The following is a 17,006-nucleotide window of genomic DNA, read 5'->3' on the forward strand; positions in this document are numbered from 1 at the left end:
CCCTTTACTTGACTTTATTTGTCAGCTTCCCTATTCCTTCGATCTCGATTGTTACAACATCGCCTGAATTAAGCGGTCCTACTCCCGATGGGGTTCCTGTAAGTATTACATCGCCGGGATTTAATGTCATGATATGCGATATGAATGATACAAGCTTTGGTACACTGAATATAAGGTGCTTTGTGTTGCTGTGCTGCTTTAATTTGCCATTTACATATGTTTTTATCTCTAAGTTTGAAGGGTCTAAATCTGTTTCAATCCATGGCCCCAATGGCAAAAATGTGTCAAATGATTTTGCCCTCGTCCACTGCCCGTCTTTTGACTGCAGATCTCTTGCTGTGACATCATTTGCAATCGTATATCCCAGCACATAATTTATTGCCTCATCTTCTGAAACATCCTTTGCCGTATTCTTAATGACAACGGCCAATTCTCCTTCGTAGTCAACCCTTTCTGACATTTTAGGAATTACTATGTAATCATCAGGTCCTATCGCTGCAGTTGCAGGCTTTATAAACAGCGTAGGCTCATCAGGGCGCTTGTCTCCCATCTCCTCAATATGATCACCGTAATTCAATCCAACGCATACGGCCTTTGTCATGTCGCATGGCGGCAAAAGCTTCACATCGTCAATCTTTAAACTTTTCATCAAGCCTCCATCCATTGTGAAAATATTTTCACCATCTACTACTCCATACTTCTTTCCTTCATCGTCGATTCTTACAATTCTCATGTATACCGCTCCTTTTTATATCTTTTTATAGATATTTTAGCATAATATAAAAGAGGTGTAAAAACATTTTAGCAATTTAAAGTAAAAAATTTTATTGACACAAGGGTCTTTTTGTTGTATTATTATTACAATAATTTGAGTGAAAGACGATGAAAGAGGAAAGTAGGTATGCGGAGGATTAAAGAGAGTCCGGGACGGTGGAAGCCGGATATCTTAAGCATATTGAAGTTCCCTCTTAAGTTGCGATCTGAAACTAAAGTAGGTGATGCCGGAGTCTTCTACCGTTAAAAAGAAGGGAGTATGATTGTACTCTTAGAGTGAACCTTTCATGGTTAATAAAGGTGGTACCGCGGAAAATCTCCGTCCTTTGGGATGAGAGATTTTTTTTATCAGAAAATATGTTAAAAGGGGCTGATTACATGGTCATTATAATGAAAGAAAATGCTACAGAAGAAAATATAAGAAATGTTTGTGAATACGTAAGGAAATTCAATCTATCTACACATGTAGTAAATGGTGCCGAAAGGTCAATAATCGGTGTCATCGGAAATGTAGAAGTTCTAGAAGATAAGCCTATATCATCAATGGAAGGTGTATACGACGTAGTGAGAATTTCATCACCGTATAAGCTTGTATCAAGATCAGCAAAACCTGACAATACCGTTGTAAGAGTCAAAGATGTAGATATCGGCGGCAATTTTGTCATGATGGCAGGCCCGTGTGCAGTAGAAAGCTATGAGCAGATGATTGAGGCGGCTAAAGCAGTCAAAAAATCAGGTGCAAAGGTCTTAAGGGGCGGAGCATACAAACCAAGGTCGTCACCATACTCTTTTCAGGGATTAGAAGAAGAAGGACTGAAGATACTAAATGCCGTTGGACGGGAAACAGGCATGGTTACTATCACAGAGATAGTCAGCAGCTCCCACATCGATAAAGTATCCCAGTACGCAGATATACTGCAAGTTGGTTCAAGAAACATGCAGAATTTCGAGCTTCTAAAAGAAATAGGTAAGTCAAACATGCCAGTTTTACTGAAGCGAGGCTTGTCATCGACTATAGAAGAATGGCTTAATGCAGCGGAATACATCATGAAAGAGGGAAACCCAAATGTCATACTTTGTGAAAGAGGCATACGCACATTTGAGACGTACACAAGAAACACTCTTGACTTAAACGCTGTAGCTGCAGTAAAAAATTTATCCCATCTTCCTGTAATAGTCGATCCAAGTCACGGCACAGGAAGGCGTGACCTTATAGCGCCGCTATCAAGGGCTGCCGTGGCAGTAGGAGCAGATGGGCTCATCATAGAAGTACATCCGCATCCGGATATGGCCCTTTCAGACGGTGCACAGTCGCTTACGCCTGAAGAATTTGATAAAGTCTCGAAAGAGGTTAATAAAATACTTTTAGCTTTAAAAGACTGAGTCAATCAAGATATAACATTTATAGCTATCGCTCATGTCGAGCACACAATAGCTGGATTATCATACGATAACCCAGCTATTTTTATGAACATACATAATTCCATTTTCATTAAGATATTTTTTTCGCATCATCTTCAAAACCATTAAGCGAATAGTATATAAAGTAACCTTTTATACCTAAAGTCTTCATATCTTCTACCGTTTTTACAAATTTCTCAGCATCACTTTTGCTAATAGGTCTCTCCCAACTTTTTACTTCCATGAAAAGGTCTTTACCTTATTAGGATAAAATTTGAAGAAAAAAATTTGCCAATAACTACTTGACACAAACTTATCAACATTGACAATTGACGTACGTTTTAAAGTTTGCTTAAATCCATTTTAGCATATATAACCCTGTGAATCTCAACAACCTGTCCTTTAACTACATAGAACACTAAATAGTTTTTTACAGGTAATATTCTATATTCATTATCAAGAGATTTTTCAGGCTGATATACTCTGCATGAAAATGGAAACTGTGCAAGCCTTGATATAGAAGTATCCAATGCGTCAATTAAATCCATTGCTGCCTTTGGTGCTTTTAATTCATCTGCAATATAAGATACAATATTAGATAAATCTTTATTTGCCAAAGGTAGGTATCTAATTTCATACTTCATCAGATTCCAACTTATCCGCAAGCCTTGCTCTTAATTCATCAAATACTTCTTTATGGGAATATCTCGTATCAGTTGTTTTGGCTTCCAGTTCCGCTTCCTTCAGCTTAAAGTAAATTTCACTTTTAAACAGTTTGCGTTCATAAGCTTCCATACTCATTACAACCATATCCCCATAACCATTCTTGGTCAAAAATACAGGTTCTTGAGTTTCGTGGACTATCCTTGATATATCTGCAAAATTGTTTCTCAAATCAGATACTGGTCTGATATGTGGCATACAAATATCACCCCTTTATTAGTTTAGCATAATTTTATCATAATTATGCTAAAACATCAATAAAGATATAAATGCAATTTTTTCTCACTAAATAGCAGCAGGAATATTATGACAAACTTGAATTCGCAAGTGATAATTCTATTATCCATAAATGAAAAGTATAAAAAATAAATAGCAGCTAAAACATTTCTTTCAGTATTTTGCGGACGCTTACCAAGAAATGCTGATTTTAGCTGCACTCTATATTAATACATGTTAGGAAAGCCCAGTTGTTTTAAAGCTTCATAGACTAAGATTGCTACAGAATTTGATAAGTTTAAAGATCTCTCCGCCTTTACCTCGTTCATAGGTATCCTTATACAGTCATCTTCGTACATTTCCCTAAGCCACTGAGGAAGCCCTGCTGATTCTTTTCCAAAAAGTATGTATGAATCATCTTCGTACTTTACTTCATGATAAAAATGCTTGCCTTTTGTAGTAGCCAAATAATACTTACTGCCTTTTGTGGACTCTAAAAATTCTTCTATGTTTTCGTATACCTTTAAGTCGAGGTAAGGCCAATAATCAAGTCCAGACCTTTTTAAATACTTCTCACTTAAAGAAAATCCAAGAGGTTTAACTAGGTGAAGCTTAGATCCTGTCAAGACACAAGTCCGCGCTATATTCCCTGTATTTTGCGGTATCTCCGGTTCAACTAATACTACATTGATGGGCATCTGCATTCCTCCAGTTTATTTAAAAAACTTCCTCGGTATGTACTTCCACATGGCTTCTATCATCTTTTCATCAGGTTCAAAGTAGAGAATTGTCCTTTTACCTCCATTCTCAAATACAGCAAAGTAGACATCTGGCGATGTCATAGAGCTTACTGCTTCTATCCGATTTGGGATATTTTTATACTCTTCCAAATATTTGTCGCTTGATAACTTTGCTACAATTTCAAAGTCTTTGCAGTCGACACTTAAAAGCCTCTTTCTTCTGCTCTCTGCAACTATCTTGTCCACATCCAGTTCGCCATTAGTATATGCGTACTCATATTCTATGTTTTGCGATCTTATAACGTAATACGCAAAAAAAGGTATGGCGATGATGAAAAAGATAAGAAATCCCTTAACAAAAGGTATCATAGGTATTATGAAAAAAACAACTACCAATGAAGCCACAATAAGTCCAATTGCCGTCAATGTATCCTTAGGGGTCTTTTGTTTTTTTACAAGCTTTTCTATAAATACATCCACAAGATCAACTCCCAGCTTAATTATACTTCTATAATAAATTTATTTTTGCCAATTTGCAACTATTTCATAAAAAATGAACAATAGAATCCCCATGTTTCACACCATCAGATACTTCCACTTTCCTTGCTTGAATCTGTACGTGTACATGAAAGAACGGACGACAAAATCAAAGCATATGCCTATCCATATACCATATATGCCCATGCCCATCGTTTTGCCCAGCACATAGCCTATAGCGATTCTAAAAAGCCATAAGCCTACAAATGCGGTTATAACTATATACATTAAATCACCGGCTGCTCTTAAGACTCCTGATAAAACGTTCATTATAGCAAGCATTGGCTCTATAGCAGCAAATATCCTTATTACGACTGCCCCCATCCTTATGACTTCAGGATCTGTTGAATAAAGTGCAGCAAGCTGACGTGCAAAGATAAACATGATAATTCCTATAACCGTTATAACCCTTACGGCTATTTTATTTGATAGTTTCCCGTATGTCTCCGCCAGCATTATTTTTCTAGCGCCGAGGCTTCTTCCTACAAGGGACGTTGCAGCAAGCTGAAACCCAAATATAGGCATAAATGCAAGGCTGTTGGCATTCATACCTATTTGGTACACTGCAATAGACGCTGTACCCATTGTAGAGACAATAACCTGCAGTATTAAAAATCCGCCCTGCATTATCAGTTGTTCCAGCGATGCAGGTACACCCACTCTTACGATTCTAAACATCATCGGTAAGTCTAATCTAATCTTGTCATGTACACTTAAATTTATCTTCCTCTTTCCAAAGTAAAGAACGTAAAGCTGTATAAATCCGCCTATCACCCTCGCTATAGTGACAGACATAGCAGAACCTTTTACGCCGTATGCAGGTATAAATTGATGTCCTCCTATGTTTACGCCAAATACCGTAAGTGAATTTAAAATGAAGCTTATCAAGTTTATTGTTGCAGTAATGTACATTGGCGTCCTGGTATCTCCAGCACCTCTTAACGCTCCGCCTAAAACAATGTCTATTATGACAAAAGGCATTCCTAAAAGTATTATCTTATAGTACATTAGGCCTAGTTCGAAAACATCTTTTGCAACTGTACCAAAAAATGTTTTTATGATGGGAACTGCAAATATATATCCAAAAACAGTAAAAGCTATAAATATTATGATGCACATTACAAGCGCCTGCATGACTGCAAGTCGTGCATTGTCTTCGTCCTCTTCACCTATAAGCCTCGCCACGATTACTGTACATCCAGTAGAAAGCCCTGCAAAGATCGATTGAAAGAAAAACACCAGCGTGTTAATCATGCCTACTGCTGCTATAGCTGCAGTGCTGATGTGTCCTACAAATATTGTAGATACCATACCTACCATCATTATAAGCATCTGCTCAGTAATAGAAGGCCAAGCCAGCTCTAATATTTCCTTTTGAAGACTAAATTTATGTTCGCTTTTTTCCATTTTGACCCCCCTATATATCGCTTCCTTTTTTTACAAAATACCCTCCAAGCTTTTTATTTACCTCATAAACTATCTTATCGATCTTAATATTTTTTCTAATTTCTGAATCAAAAAGCGACAACTGCTTTATCTTATTTCTACTCAAATTTGAGACAGATAGTCCAATAAGCCTTACAGGCTGACTAATCTTTGATTCTTTTAAAATAGCAGTTGCTACATTGTAAATATCCTCAGGTGAATCTATATATTCATTTAATGTTCTGCTTTTCGTGTGGACTGTAAAATGTGACGTCTTGATTTTTACTGTAACAGTCCTGCAATAGAGCCTCTCTTCTTTAAGCTCCGATGATATTATCTTAGAAAATCTCTTTAGATACTTTGACAGCAAATCAATATCATCAGTGTCTTTTTTAAGTGTAGTCTCTTTGCCGATTGATTTCGTCTCCCTGTATGTTTCGACAGGCCTTAAGTCGATCCCTCTTATCCTGTCGTATATCTCTTTGCCATACTTTCCAAATATATTCGTAAGTTCTTCTTCACTTAGTTTCAGTAAATCATCGACTTTCTCTATGCCGATCTTTTTTAGCCTTTCAGAAGATTTCTCGCCGATGCCGTACACCTTTGACACACTAAGAGGTCTTAAAATATCAGGCACCATGTCTTCACTTATAACCATAAGCCCATCCGGCTTATTCCAGTCTGATGCTATCTTTGCAAGGAATTTATTGTATGAAACACCTGCAGACACAGTAAGCCCTGTCGTCATATACACTTTTTCTTTTATTTCCTTGGCAATATCTTCTGGATTTTTGTCGATATCTGTTACATCGAGATAAGCTTCATCAATCGACAACGGCTCCACAATATTAGTTATTTCATACAAAATATCAAATACTTTTTTAGACACTTCCCTGTACCGCTCAAATCTTACAGGCAAAAAAACACCATGTGGACATAAAGTCTTTGCCATGTACATCGGCATTGCTGAGTGAATTCCATATTTTCTGGCTTCATAAGAGCATGTAGACACAACACCTCTCCCAGATAATCCGCCTACTATGACAGGTTTTCCTTTGAGCTTAGGGTTATCATGCTGCTCTACAGATGCAAAAAAAGCATCCATATCGACATGGATTATCTTGCGCATCATCTTTATCCCTCATAACTGAATTACTAAAATATATTATAGCACAGCATCGCATTAAACCATAATGAGCATATGACACTCTCCTATTTGATTCTCACCTACTACTGAATAAAACGCAGTTGACATATGCTGAAATAAATTATAAAATATATATGAACAAATATTCATATATTCAATCATCGAGGTGTTTTTATGAAAGACAATAAGAGCAACAATGACGTATGTGAAATAACTGTAATACACGAAGATGTTGTTGACAAAGTAAAAAAATTAATGCCTGAAGAAGAAAAATTGTACGACCTTGCTGAGCTTTTTAAGATATTCGGCGACACAACAAGGATCAAAATTTTATGTGCTTTATTTGAGTCTGAAATGTGCGTATGCGATATTGCCGCGACACTTGGCATGAATCAATCTGCAGTATCTCATCAGCTAAGGATATTGAAGCAAAGCAAACTTGTAAAATACAGAAAAGAAGGCAAAGTCGTATACTATTCTCTTGCAGACGACCACGTCATAAAGATATTTGACCAGGGATTCAGCCATATAGAAGAATAGCCTTTATTTGGCTTAAATTTATATGAAAGAAGGGATAGTTTTGGAGGCAAATAACATGAAAGGCTCAAAGCAGACATTTCTGTTAGAAGGATTAGACTGTGCTGTATGTGCAGCAAAAATAGAAGACAATGTGAAAAAAATAGATGGTATATGCAATGCCAATGTAGATCTTATAAATACAAAATTGACTGTTGAATTAAAAGATATAAATAAGATAAATGATATAAATAAAACTATAAAGAAAGTTGTAAAAGATGTGGAGCCAAATATTCATATTTCTGATTCTGAAGTCAAGATCGTAAAAGACAAAGACAGCCGCTTTAAGTGGAAAATCATGCAATTATTATCTGCAGCAGCTTTATTTATTCTGCCTGTTATTTTTAAACTTCCGGAATACGCAAAGTTCTCCTTTTTCTTCATAAGCTACATTATTTCAGGTGGAGAGATAATTGCACTGTCCATCAAAAAAATCTTGAAAGGTCAATTGTTTGATGAGAATTTTCTCATGAGCATATCCACAATAGGTGCCTTTGCAATCGGCAAATATGAAGAAGGCGTATCCGTCATGCTTTTCTATCAAATAGGCACACTTATTGAGGATTACGCTGTAGACAATTCTAGAAAATCAATAAAAGATTTGATGGATATAAGGCCTGACTACGCAAACTTAAAGATTGAAAATAATATAAAAAAGGTACCGCCAGAAGCAGTAAATATAGGCGATATCATCTTAGTAAAACCAGGTGAAAAAATACCGCTGGATGGAAAAGTAATAGATGGCAAATCATTTGTGGATACATCATCACTGACAGGAGAATATTTGCCAATGGAAGTTGGCATCGGTTCTAATGTATTAAGCGGCTTTATAAACAAAAACGGCCTTCTCACCGTTAAAGTCGAAAAGAACTTTAAAGAATCAACCGTATCAAAGATTCTTGATTTGATAGAAAATGCCGGCAATAAAAAAGCACAAGCCGAAAATTTTATAACGAAATTTGCAAAATACTATACACCAATCGTAACACTATCTGCATTATTTATAGCTACAATCCCTCCTCTACTTTTAAATGAGAACTTCTCAAATTGGATCTACAGAGCGCTGGTATTCCTAGTCATATCATGTCCATGTGCCCTTGTTATATCGATACCGTTAAGCTTCTTCAGCGGCATCGGAGCTGCGTCAAAAAGCGGCATCCTTATAAAAGGCAGCAATTACTTAGAAGCTTTAAATGATGTTAAAACAATAGTTTTCGACAAAACCGGCACATTGACAGAAGGTACCTTCAAAGTGACAGAAATCAATGCAGAAAATCCTTTAAAAAGCGATGAGCTGCTTAAATATGCTGCATACGGAGAATACTACTCAAATCATCCTATAGCATCATCTATCGTAAATGCTTACGGCAGCAAAATTGACGCAGGAAAAATAAAAGATTATGTTGAGCTTGCCGGCAATGGCATAAAAGCTATTATCGATGATAAGGAAATCCTTATAGGAAATTCAAAATTGATGAAAAGTCATAATATAGCATTTAAGAATGTCAGACCGTACAGTGCTGTCCATATAGCAGTAGACGGAAAATATGCAGGATACATCGTCATATCTGATACAATAAAAAAAGACTCCAAAGATACTGTAAAAGCACTTAAAAGCTTAGGTGTAGAAAGACTCATAATGCTTACCGGAGATAAAAAAGAAATAAGCGAATATATATCAAATGAGTTAGGACTTGATGATGTTTACTCAGAGCTTCTGCCTGATGAAAAAGTTAATGTCGTCGACGAACTGTGCAGCAATACTGATTTAAAAGGCAAAGTAGCTTTTGTTGGAGATGGAATAAATGATGCTCCTGCTTTAACAAGAGCAGACGTCGGAATTGCAATGGGGAAAATCGGCACTGATGCTGCTATAGAAGCGGCAGACGTGGTGCTGATGACAGACGAGCCTTATAAATTGGTTGACGCCATAAAAATAGCAAAGAAAACTCATAAAATTGTTTTAGAAAATATAATTTTTGCATTAGGCGTTAAATTATCTGTCCTCACTTTAGGAGCATTGGGTCTTGCAACAATGTGGGAAGCAGTATTTGCAGATGTGGGTGTAACTGTACTGGCGGTGCTTAACTCCCTTAGAATCTTGACAAAATAAACTTACACGCTTTTTCCTAGATTATTGCTCTTTTTCTGTTCTTACTGATATGCACAAAAATCTATTTTTATAATCAAATTTAGCATCTAATAATACCAAAAAATCAATGAGCCATATAATTGAAACTAAAATAATTAAAAATATCGTCAAATATAATCCCTCCTATTTTATTTTTTTTATTATATGTTATAATATAAGTAAAGGGACACTTCGGTGTTTGAGATATGTCGGATATTGGAGTAGGTAGCTGCAACTACCTATTCTTTTTTTGTATTTATTTCTATTTTTAAACTTTTAAATTCAATTTTAATTATTATGGATTTAGGAGCATTAACTATAATATATAATCCAAAAACTGTAACAACAGCAAGTATCAGATTGATTATGTCCTTCTCCAAATTGGCATTCCCCCTTATCTTTTGCAATATTTCCCGAAGTGTCCCACATTTGGGGAACGCCTATCTATGATTCTTACACATATATTATAACATAAATGCAGGCAACTACTATTAAAAAGACTTTATAGTTTTACATATTCATCGTAAACCAACTTTGATATTTTCCCTATGGCCCTTCTACCATCTAAATTTGTACTCAAATTATTCGTCATTACGCTTATTATGTATTGACAATTTTCAAGAAACACTATCCCTACATCATGCTCTAAAAGCTTTAGCTCCCCTGGCTTATGTGCAATTAAGACGTCTTCTGGTAGATACAAATCAAGCCTTCCTAAATCCTGTTGCTTCTTTAATATATCAAGCATCATGTTGCTGTACTCTTCATCTACAACTTTTCCATCATGTATAAGCTCTAGAAGATGCGTCATATCTTTCGGGCATGTGTAATTATCTTTCCCGGATTTTGCTGCTTCAAAATCCATCATCTTTCTCTGTATCTTTGTATGTAACATTCCAAGATCCTCTGCCATCTTATTTATATTTTTCATGTCTGCTATGTCAATCAGGACATTTGCAGCTGTATTGTCGCTTATAATGATCATCAATGTTATAAGTTCTTCTATAGTAAATTTATGCTTACTGTTAAGCTGATAAAGAATCCCGCTACCATTTGTTTTCATAAAGTCAGATAGAATGATATTATCAGTTAACCTTATGTAACCCTCTTTAGCCATTTTATAAATCTGTGCCATTATAACTATTTTTATTGTGCTGGCCGATGGAAACATCATCTCTTCATTTATGTCTATTCTTTCCCCTGTCTTCAGATTTTTTATTGAAACACCTATGTTTCCATCTGTATTATTGATAAACCTTTTGATGTCATCATACAAGCTCATGATCCAACACTTCCTTCTATATAAATTCATACGTTTTAATAATATCATTTTTTAAGAAAAAATCCAGTGGCATAAATTGATATTAATTGTTTTTAATAAGCACTATTGTATAATCAAATTAAATGTTAAATAAAAAGAGGGTTTCATCTTGAAAAATGTAAAAATTAGAAATGGAGAGATTCAAGCTTTAGAAATAGCTCTTTGGTGCATGAGAATGCAGACCTTTCAATAGATGACATTTCAAACCTTATAGTAACTACATGCACTCGAAGGTGGTATAAACTATGAACCTGCTAATATATACGCCGAACGTACTTCTTCTTCACCACACAAATGTGTTAGTCGAGCCTAAAATGGATATAAAAAATATAACATAAATTTTGTAAAACAATTATGTAAAATACATAGATTTAATAAATTCATCCTGAAATGTCGGCACATTTGAAAGCTCAATGTACTTTATCTTATCCCTTACAATTCTTGCCTTATTTAGCTCATCGTCTGAAAGAAGCGCTAAAGATGCGCCTGAACCTGCAGCATTTCCTATCTGCATCGTTCTATCTTTTAATTCACTTGGTATAAGCCCTATTGTAGCAGCGCTCTCTATGCTTATGTAGCTGCCAAACCCACCTGCTAAGTAAACTCTTTTTATATTACTTTCGGAAATATTCATCTCATTTATAAGTATATTGATTCCTGCCCTTATAGCTGCCTTCGCCAATTGCACCTGCCTTATATCCTTCTGAGTCAAGTAAATTCCATTCTCATCATCTATCAAAAATGCTGGCATTTCATTGTATTGTACAATGCGATCTAAAAACTTTTTACCAACTGCGCTTGTCACTTCATCTTTATCCAATATCCTTCCAGTATTATCAACTATGCCATGCTTGAAAAGCTCTGCCACAGCATCTACGATGCCAGAACCGCATATGCCTTTTGCTTTCTTCCTTCCAACTGTTGTAAATATAGGATCTCTTTTTAAATCAACATGGTCAATGGCGCCTTCTACACCGCTCATACCAAACGTTATATTAGCACCCTCAAAAGCAGGTCCTGCTGCAGCGGAGCAGGATATAAGAAATTCTTTATTCCCCAAGACTATCTCGCCGTTTGTCCCTATGTCCACAAGCAAAGTAATATCGTCGCCTTTATACATGCGGCTATGTAAGACTGCTGCCACCGTATCAGCTCCAACGTACGATGCAACCATAGGAAGTGTAACGACATACCCTTCTTTATTTATGTCTATCCCTAATGTATTAGCTTTTAGCTCCATCGTATATGTAAAGGCTGGTATGTAAGGCGAATTAGCAATATTTTTGACCGGTACACCTAAAGCTAAGTGAATCATGACAGTATTGCCAACTATGACAATTTCATATATATTTTCCTTAGATATAGCGTTATTCTCACAAAAAGCATTTACAATCTTATTTATTTCGTCAACTATAATTCTGTGCAATCTAAAAAGCCCGTCATCTTCATTGATTGTATAGTTTATCCTTGATATAACATCTGCTCCAAATGATTTCTGAGGGTTCATATCAGAAAAAACATCTATCCTTGCACCTGTCTTAATGTTATATAGGTATGCCGCAATTGTCGTAGTGCCTATATCGATAGATATGCCGTAAACACTGTCAATCGAATCTGCGCCTTCTACTGAGATTACCTCATTATTTCTTAACGTAATAGCAACATTGTAATCGTGACTTTCTAATATGTCAGGAAGTGCACTTAATACGCTTAAAGGCATCTTGACATCAGATCCTAATGAATCACTTACTCTCCTAAAGTCATCCCTCTGGTCATCCAGTGTAGGTATATCCAGCTTTAATGCTACCTTTTTAACTCTTGGGCTTATATCACTAAGCTTAAATGCACCAATACCTTCAGTAAAAACAGATACCTCTCCTTCATCTAAAACTGTAACATCAAGGTCTCTTTCCACATTTAAAAAGCACGAAAGCCTTACGCTTTTTTCTAACTCAATATTACTAAGGTGCTGCCTTTCTTCATCAGTTATCGGAAGTCTTTCCTTAACAATGACTTTACACTTTCCGCATGTGTGATAACCGCCGCACGAATTAGGAACGTGTACACCATTTTCTATCAAGGTTTTAAATAGATTTGCTCCATCGTAGACCTCAATTTCCTTGTATCTTCCGCCGTAGTTGACTTTTACGATGTGCTTCTTTTTTCTAGCCATGCGGTAGATGCATTGAGAAAAATCGCATTTGCTGCAGTCGTGATGCGATTCATTTGATCTTAAACCTTTGCCAACTCCTAAAACAAAGGAAAGAGACTTCATAGGGTGCATCGTGTGATTCTCATCCAGCGTCACGCCGATTATTGACGCATCAATGTTTTTAAATATGACCTCCTGCGCCTTTATACCCCACTTACTATCTCCGGGGAATATCATCTCAGTTGCACCAAGTCCTTCTTTTTCCAGCTCATCTATCATATCGCAATAGAATTTCTGGCATAAATTCTCTAACGCTGCATTTCCTACAGCATCAAATATCATGCCTCTTAAATACTTTCCTTCATCAAAAAAGCGGGACGACACACTTTCAATCCTGTCTTTTATTGTTGCAATAGCCATAACCACATATTCTGCACCTTTTAATTTATCCACTATATAATCATCATTTAATGTGTCTTTAGAAGATACAATTATCTCGTCCTTTACTTCATCGTACTTTGTGGGAAATCTATAGAAGCATACGCAGGGATCCATCAATTCATACGATTCATCTATGGCTTTTCTGATATCTTTTATTAAATCTTCATTCTCTCCTCTGTCTCTATATCCCAAATATCTCATTACAGACTTTTCATCTATCTCTACATCGTAAGATTTTATATCCATCTTCTTCTCCTTTTTCATCAATACAAGACTGATAAAATCCTTTTCCTATATAATATATTACAGCACAATAAATTTCAATAATTTAAATTAATACAGTATTCTGAATTTTTATTGTACTATTGATTATTAATCTGTTTAGTGCTATTATTTTTATAAAAGTAACACACAAGGAGGTAATTGCTCTGGAAGAAATCACCCGCTTCGGAGTCTCAATGGAAGCAAATCTGCTTTCACAGTTTGATAAATTGATCGAATCAAAAAACTACAAAAACAGGTCTGAAGCTATAAGGGACTTAATTAGAGATTACATAGTCGAAAACCAGTGCAAGTCAGATGAGGCCGAATCAATTGGTACAGTTACGTATGTTTACAACCATGAAGTAAGGGAGATAAGCGATAAACTTGTTGACATACAGCATAGACACCATGAAAACATAATATCCAGCATGCACGTACACCTTGATGAGCACAACTGCCTTGAAGTAATGGTTGTAAAAGGCACTTCAAAGACTATATCAGCTATTGCCGACGAGATAATAAGCACAAAAGGCGTAAAGCATGGAAAGCTTGTCATGACGACGACAGGCAAAAACTTATAAAGGGGGAGTTTTTATGCATATACCAGATGGATATTTAAGTCCTTCCACATGTGCTGTAATGGGTGCTGCAATGGTGCCTGTACTAGCTGTGGCAACAAAGAAAGTAAATAAAACTTTTGACAAAAAAGATGTCTCTACAATGGCAATAGGCTCAGCCTTTGCTTTTACAATAATGATGTTTAACGTGCCAATACCTGGTGGCACAACAGCACACGCAGTAGGTGCAACGCTTTTAGCCATTGCTTTAGGTCCATGGGGTGCCAGCATTTCACTGACGATTGCCCTTTTAATACAGTCGCTGTTTTTTGGCGATGGAGGAATTCTAGCTCTTGGAGCAAACAGTTTCAACATGGCTTTTTTAGCGCCTTTCGCAGGATACGGTGTATACGCGCTGCTTCAAAAGCTAAAGGTTGGAAAAGTCATATCATCTGCTGTCGGTGCATACATAGGCATAAATGCAGCAGCACTTGCAACTGCAATAGAATTAGGTCTGCAACCTGTGCTATTTCATGCAGCAGACGGCCGTGCCTTGTACTTTCCCTACGGGCTCAGTCAATCGATACCTGCTATGATGATAGCGCATCTAACAGTGGCAGGATTAGTAGAAGCAGTTATAACTGGACTTGTAGTGTACTACTTAATGAGAGCCGGTGAAGGCAACATACTTTACAAATTCTCTTATAGATTAAGAGGTGAAGCTAAGTGAAAAAATTTTTGATAGCTGCAATAGTTTTGATACTGCTTACACCAATAGGACTTTTGGCACCTGGATCTGCATGGGGCGAATGGGGCTTAGACGAGATAAAAAGCATGGTAGGATATATACCAAGCGGAATGAAGCATTTCTCAGATACAATAAAGGCTTTATTTCCTGATTACAGCATACCAGGCTTTGATAAGAACTTCCTTCAATTATCAATAGGGTATATATTTTCGGCTGTGGTAGGAATAGCCGTAATTGCTTTAGTATTCTTTATACTTAGCAAAATAATGGGTAAATCAGAGGAGAAAAATGAGTAATTTTATTGAGAAGACAGTTTTAGGTATACAAAGTACATTTGAAGACATGTTTGCATCAGATGAAATTGCAAACAAAAAAGGGTTGATGCAGTCACTTGACTCAAGAGTCAGACTTCTTTCTATCATACTCCTAATAGTAATAGCCAATTTAGGCAACTCATTGTACTATATGGCAATAATGCTGGTGTACTCACTTATACTAGCTGTGCTTTCAAAGATTCCTATGAAATCTTACATAGCAAGGATTTCAGCAGTGTCTATAGTATTTACAGGCATTGTCCTAATCCCTTCATTGTTTAACGTAGTAAGGCCTGGCAAACCGCTTATTTATATAACCGGAAGTCTCTACATCACAAGGGGTGGTGCTTTAAGCGCATTAATTTTCATTATGCGCTCTTTTATTTCGCTGTCTTTTATATACATCTTAACTTTATCTACAAAATGGATCGAAATATTGAAAGCCCTAAGATATTTTAAGCTTCCAAAGGTATTTTCCGCTACACTTGATATATCACTAAGGTATATAACGCTGTTTCTTGATGTAGCATCAAATATGTTTCTGGCTAGAAAAAGCAGAAATGTAGGAAAGTCTAAAGGCAAAAGCGAAAGAAAATTCGTAGCATCGTCAATGGGAAATCTCTTAATAATGTCGGATCATTTAAGCAGCGAGATCTACAGCGCCATGATTTCTCGCGGATACAAAGGCGAATACAAGACAATAAGCAACTTCAAATTCGACATTTTTGACGCAGTCTGGATATTGTTCAACATATCATTTTTCACGGCAACTTTTCTTGTAAAAGGAGGCAAACTTTGGATATAATATTTGAACTTAAGAACGTCTCTTACTCATACATAAAGTCGATACCAGCACTTATTGATGTAAGTTTTAACGTAAATAAAGGCGAGAAGCTCATCATCTTAGGTGCAAATGGTTCAGGAAAGTCTACACTTTTAAAATTGATGGATGGCCTTATGAAACCTGATAGTGGTCACATCCTAGCTTTTGGCAGATCAATATTAAACATGAAAAATGATGAGGAATACGAATTTAGAAGAAAAGTCGGCTATCTGTTTCAAGACTCTGATGTTCAGCTTTTTAATACAAGCGTATTTGATGAAGTGGCATTTGCACCGCTTCAAATGGGACTAGAGATAAAATACGTAAAATCGATGGTAGACAAAGCATTGGAATCATTTGGACTTGAAAAATTGCGGGATAGACCTCCCCATAGACTAAGCGGCGGCGAAAAAAAGAAAGTCGCTCTGGCATCTATAATGGTCATAAATCCTGAAGTACTGCTTCTTGATGAGCCTACAAACGGACTTGACCCAAGATCTAGAAAGTGGCTTATTAATATGTTAATTAATTTAGGCAATAGAGGCAAGACACTGATAATATCAACACATGATTTGGATTTGGCAAAAAGCCTTGCTGATAGAATAGTCATAATGAATGAATCTCACACGATAGAAACTATTGGAAAACCTCATGAAATACTTGATAATAGCAAACTGCTTGAAAGTGTAAACTTAATATAGAGGCAAAACTCCCAA

The 17,006-nt window shown here is 36.3% G+C and carries 20 protein-coding genes and 1 other annotated feature; of the genes, 8 read left to right on the top strand and 12 right to left on the bottom strand.

Annotated features, from left to right (window positions below):
- Nucleotides 1–4: 4 nt before the first annotated feature.
- Nucleotides 5–733, bottom strand: coding sequence for a fumarylacetoacetate hydrolase family protein (locus TTHE_RS12110; protein WP_013298853.1), 729 nt, complete (start codon nt 731–733; stop codon nt 5–7).
- A gap of 140 nt (nt 734–873) precedes the next feature.
- Nucleotides 874–1,104, top strand: a binding site (T-box leader).
- Between the two features lie 48 nt (nt 1,105–1,152).
- Between TTHE_RS12110 and aroF the strand changes: the two genes are divergently transcribed.
- Nucleotides 1,153–2,157, top strand: a complete 1,005-nt coding sequence (gene aroF / locus TTHE_RS12115; protein WP_013298854.1) for a 3-deoxy-7-phosphoheptulonate synthase — start codon at nt 1,153–1,155, stop codon at nt 2,155–2,157.
- A gap of 109 nt (nt 2,158–2,266) precedes the next feature.
- On the opposite strand, the gene TTHE_RS14255 is transcribed toward aroF, so the two are convergent.
- The 7 genes from TTHE_RS14255 to TTHE_RS12145 form a co-directional block, all read right to left on the bottom strand.
- Nucleotides 2,267–2,419 (bottom strand): hypothetical protein, encoded by a 153-nt coding sequence (locus tag TTHE_RS14255; protein WP_155812179.1) that lies wholly within the window; start codon nt 2,417–2,419, stop codon nt 2,267–2,269.
- A 97-nt stretch (nt 2,420–2,516) separates the two neighbouring features.
- Complete coding sequence (locus TTHE_RS12120) at nt 2,517–2,819, bottom strand: type II toxin-antitoxin system RelE/ParE family toxin (RefSeq protein WP_013298855.1); 303 nt, start codon at nt 2,817–2,819, stop codon at nt 2,517–2,519.
- Complete coding sequence (locus TTHE_RS12125; protein WP_013298856.1) at nt 2,809–3,096, bottom strand: type II toxin-antitoxin system Phd/YefM family antitoxin; 288 nt, start codon at nt 3,094–3,096, stop codon at nt 2,809–2,811. Before TTHE_RS12125 ends, TTHE_RS12120 begins: the two co-directional genes overlap by 11 nt.
- 245 nt (nt 3,097–3,341) lie before the next feature.
- On the bottom strand, nt 3,342–3,812 hold the full coding sequence (locus TTHE_RS12130; RefSeq protein WP_013298857.1) for a tRNA (cytidine(34)-2'-O)-methyltransferase: 471 nt from the start codon (nt 3,810–3,812) through the stop codon (nt 3,342–3,344).
- A 15-nt stretch (nt 3,813–3,827) separates the two neighbouring features.
- The gene (locus TTHE_RS12135) at nt 3,828–4,334 is read right to left on the bottom strand and encodes a DUF6106 family protein (protein WP_013298858.1); all 507 of its coding nucleotides are present in this window, start codon (nt 4,332–4,334) and stop codon (nt 3,828–3,830) included.
- Nucleotides 4,335–4,430: 96 nt separating this feature from the next.
- Nucleotides 4,431–5,798, bottom strand: a complete 1,368-nt coding sequence (locus tag TTHE_RS12140; protein WP_013298859.1) for an MATE family efflux transporter — start codon at nt 5,796–5,798, stop codon at nt 4,431–4,433.
- A 10-nt stretch (nt 5,799–5,808) separates the two neighbouring features.
- Entirely contained in the window at nt 5,809–6,948 is a 1,140-nt protein-coding gene (locus tag TTHE_RS12145) for a DNA polymerase IV (protein WP_041587485.1), read from the bottom strand.
- A gap of 189 nt (nt 6,949–7,137) precedes the next feature.
- On the opposite strand from TTHE_RS12145, the gene TTHE_RS12150 reads away from it, so the two are divergent.
- Entirely contained in the window at nt 7,138–7,503 is a 366-nt protein-coding gene (locus tag TTHE_RS12150; RefSeq protein WP_013298861.1) for an ArsR/SmtB family transcription factor, read from the top strand.
- Nucleotides 7,504–7,558: 55 nt separating this feature from the next.
- Nucleotides 7,559–9,652 carry a heavy metal translocating P-type ATPase gene (locus tag TTHE_RS12155; protein ID WP_013298862.1) on the top strand — a complete coding sequence of 698 codons (2,094 nt, stop codon included), beginning with the start codon at nt 7,559–7,561 and terminating at the stop codon, nt 9,650–9,652.
- Nucleotides 9,653–9,673: 21 nt separating this feature from the next.
- Here the strand turns inward: TTHE_RS12155 and TTHE_RS14870 are convergent, their stop codons facing one another.
- From TTHE_RS14870 to TTHE_RS12165, 4 genes are all read right to left on the bottom strand, one after another.
- Nucleotides 9,674–9,802 (bottom strand): hypothetical protein, encoded by a 129-nt coding sequence (locus TTHE_RS14870; RefSeq protein ID WP_013298863.1) that lies wholly within the window; start codon nt 9,800–9,802, stop codon nt 9,674–9,676.
- Between the two features lie 107 nt (nt 9,803–9,909).
- The gene (locus TTHE_RS14430) at nt 9,910–10,050 is read right to left on the bottom strand and encodes a hypothetical protein (protein ID WP_013298864.1); all 141 of its coding nucleotides are present in this window, start codon (nt 10,048–10,050) and stop codon (nt 9,910–9,912) included.
- Nucleotides 10,051–10,172: 122 nt separating this feature from the next.
- Nucleotides 10,173–10,952: a serine hydrolase gene (locus tag TTHE_RS12160; protein WP_013298865.1), complete on the bottom strand. Its 780-nt coding sequence runs from the start codon at nt 10,950–10,952 to the stop codon at nt 10,173–10,175.
- 391 nt (nt 10,953–11,343) lie between these two features.
- Complete coding sequence (locus TTHE_RS12165) at nt 11,344–13,848, bottom strand: ASKHA domain-containing protein (protein ID WP_231292662.1); 2,505 nt, start codon at nt 13,846–13,848, stop codon at nt 11,344–11,346.
- Between the two features lie 164 nt (nt 13,849–14,012).
- Here TTHE_RS12165 and nikR point away from each other — a divergent pair, with 164 nt between their 5' ends.
- From nikR to TTHE_RS12190, 5 genes are read left to right on the top strand one after another with little or no spacing between them, the layout of a single operon-like run.
- Nucleotides 14,013–14,429: a nickel-responsive transcriptional regulator NikR gene (gene nikR, locus TTHE_RS12170; RefSeq protein WP_013298867.1), complete on the top strand. Its 417-nt coding sequence runs from the start codon at nt 14,013–14,015 to the stop codon at nt 14,427–14,429.
- 13 nt (nt 14,430–14,442) lie between these two features.
- On the top strand, nt 14,443–15,135 hold the full coding sequence (gene cbiM, locus TTHE_RS12175) for a cobalt transporter CbiM (protein ID WP_013298868.1): 693 nt from the start codon (nt 14,443–14,445) through the stop codon (nt 15,133–15,135).
- Nucleotides 15,132–15,449: a PDGLE domain-containing protein gene (locus TTHE_RS12180; protein WP_013298869.1), complete on the top strand. Its 318-nt coding sequence runs from the start codon at nt 15,132–15,134 to the stop codon at nt 15,447–15,449. The genes cbiM and TTHE_RS12180 overlap by 4 nt, the downstream gene beginning before the upstream one ends.
- Nucleotides 15,442–16,272, top strand: a complete 831-nt coding sequence (gene cbiQ / locus TTHE_RS12185; RefSeq protein ID WP_013298870.1) for a cobalt ECF transporter T component CbiQ — start codon at nt 15,442–15,444, stop codon at nt 16,270–16,272. The genes TTHE_RS12180 and cbiQ overlap by 8 nt, the downstream gene beginning before the upstream one ends.
- Entirely contained in the window at nt 16,263–16,991 is a 729-nt protein-coding gene (locus TTHE_RS12190) for an energy-coupling factor ABC transporter ATP-binding protein (protein ID WP_013298871.1), read from the top strand. Before cbiQ ends, TTHE_RS12190 begins: the two co-directional genes overlap by 10 nt.
- The last annotated feature ends 15 nt before the right edge of the window (nt 16,992–17,006 follow it).

Origin of the sequence: Thermoanaerobacterium thermosaccharolyticum DSM 571, from assembly GCF_000145615.1 — a bacterium.
GTDB lineage: Bacteria > Bacillota > Thermoanaerobacteria > Thermoanaerobacterales > Thermoanaerobacteraceae > Thermoanaerobacterium > Thermoanaerobacterium thermosaccharolyticum.

Coding starts and splice junctions, on each gene's coding strand:
- TTHE_RS12125 (WP_013298856.1), bottom strand. CDS start 3,096: ATGCCACATATCAGACCAGTATCTGATTTGAGAAACAATTTTGCAGAT.
- TTHE_RS12110 (WP_013298853.1), bottom strand. CDS start 733: ATGAGAATTGTAAGAATCGACGATGAAGGAAAGAAGTATGGAGTAGTA.
- TTHE_RS12150 (WP_013298861.1), top strand. CDS start 7,138: ATGAAAGACAATAAGAGCAACAATGACGTATGTGAAATAACTGTAATA.
- TTHE_RS12140 (WP_013298859.1), bottom strand. CDS start 5,798: ATGGAAAAAAGCGAACATAAATTTAGTCTTCAAAAGGAAATATTAGAG.
- aroF (WP_013298854.1), top strand. CDS start 1,153: ATGGTCATTATAATGAAAGAAAATGCTACAGAAGAAAATATAAGAAAT.
- TTHE_RS12145 (WP_041587485.1), bottom strand. CDS start 6,948: ATGATGCGCAAGATAATCCATGTCGATATGGATGCTTTTTTTGCATCT.
- TTHE_RS12160 (WP_013298865.1), bottom strand. CDS start 10,952: ATGAGCTTGTATGATGACATCAAAAGGTTTATCAATAATACAGATGGA.
- TTHE_RS12120 (WP_013298855.1), bottom strand. CDS start 2,819: ATGAAGTATGAAATTAGATACCTACCTTTGGCAAATAAAGATTTATCT.
- TTHE_RS12155 (WP_013298862.1), top strand. CDS start 7,559: ATGAAAGGCTCAAAGCAGACATTTCTGTTAGAAGGATTAGACTGTGCT.
- TTHE_RS12165 (WP_231292662.1), bottom strand. CDS start 13,848: ATGAAAAAGGAGAAGAAGATGGATATAAAATCTTACGATGTAGAGATA.
- TTHE_RS12130 (WP_013298857.1), bottom strand. CDS start 3,812: ATGCCCATCAATGTAGTATTAGTTGAACCGGAGATACCGCAAAATACA.
- TTHE_RS14255 (WP_155812179.1), bottom strand. CDS start 2,419: ATGGAAGTAAAAAGTTGGGAGAGACCTATTAGCAAAAGTGATGCTGAG.
- cbiM (WP_013298868.1), top strand. CDS start 14,443: ATGCATATACCAGATGGATATTTAAGTCCTTCCACATGTGCTGTAATG.
- cbiQ (WP_013298870.1), top strand. CDS start 15,442: ATGAGTAATTTTATTGAGAAGACAGTTTTAGGTATACAAAGTACATTT.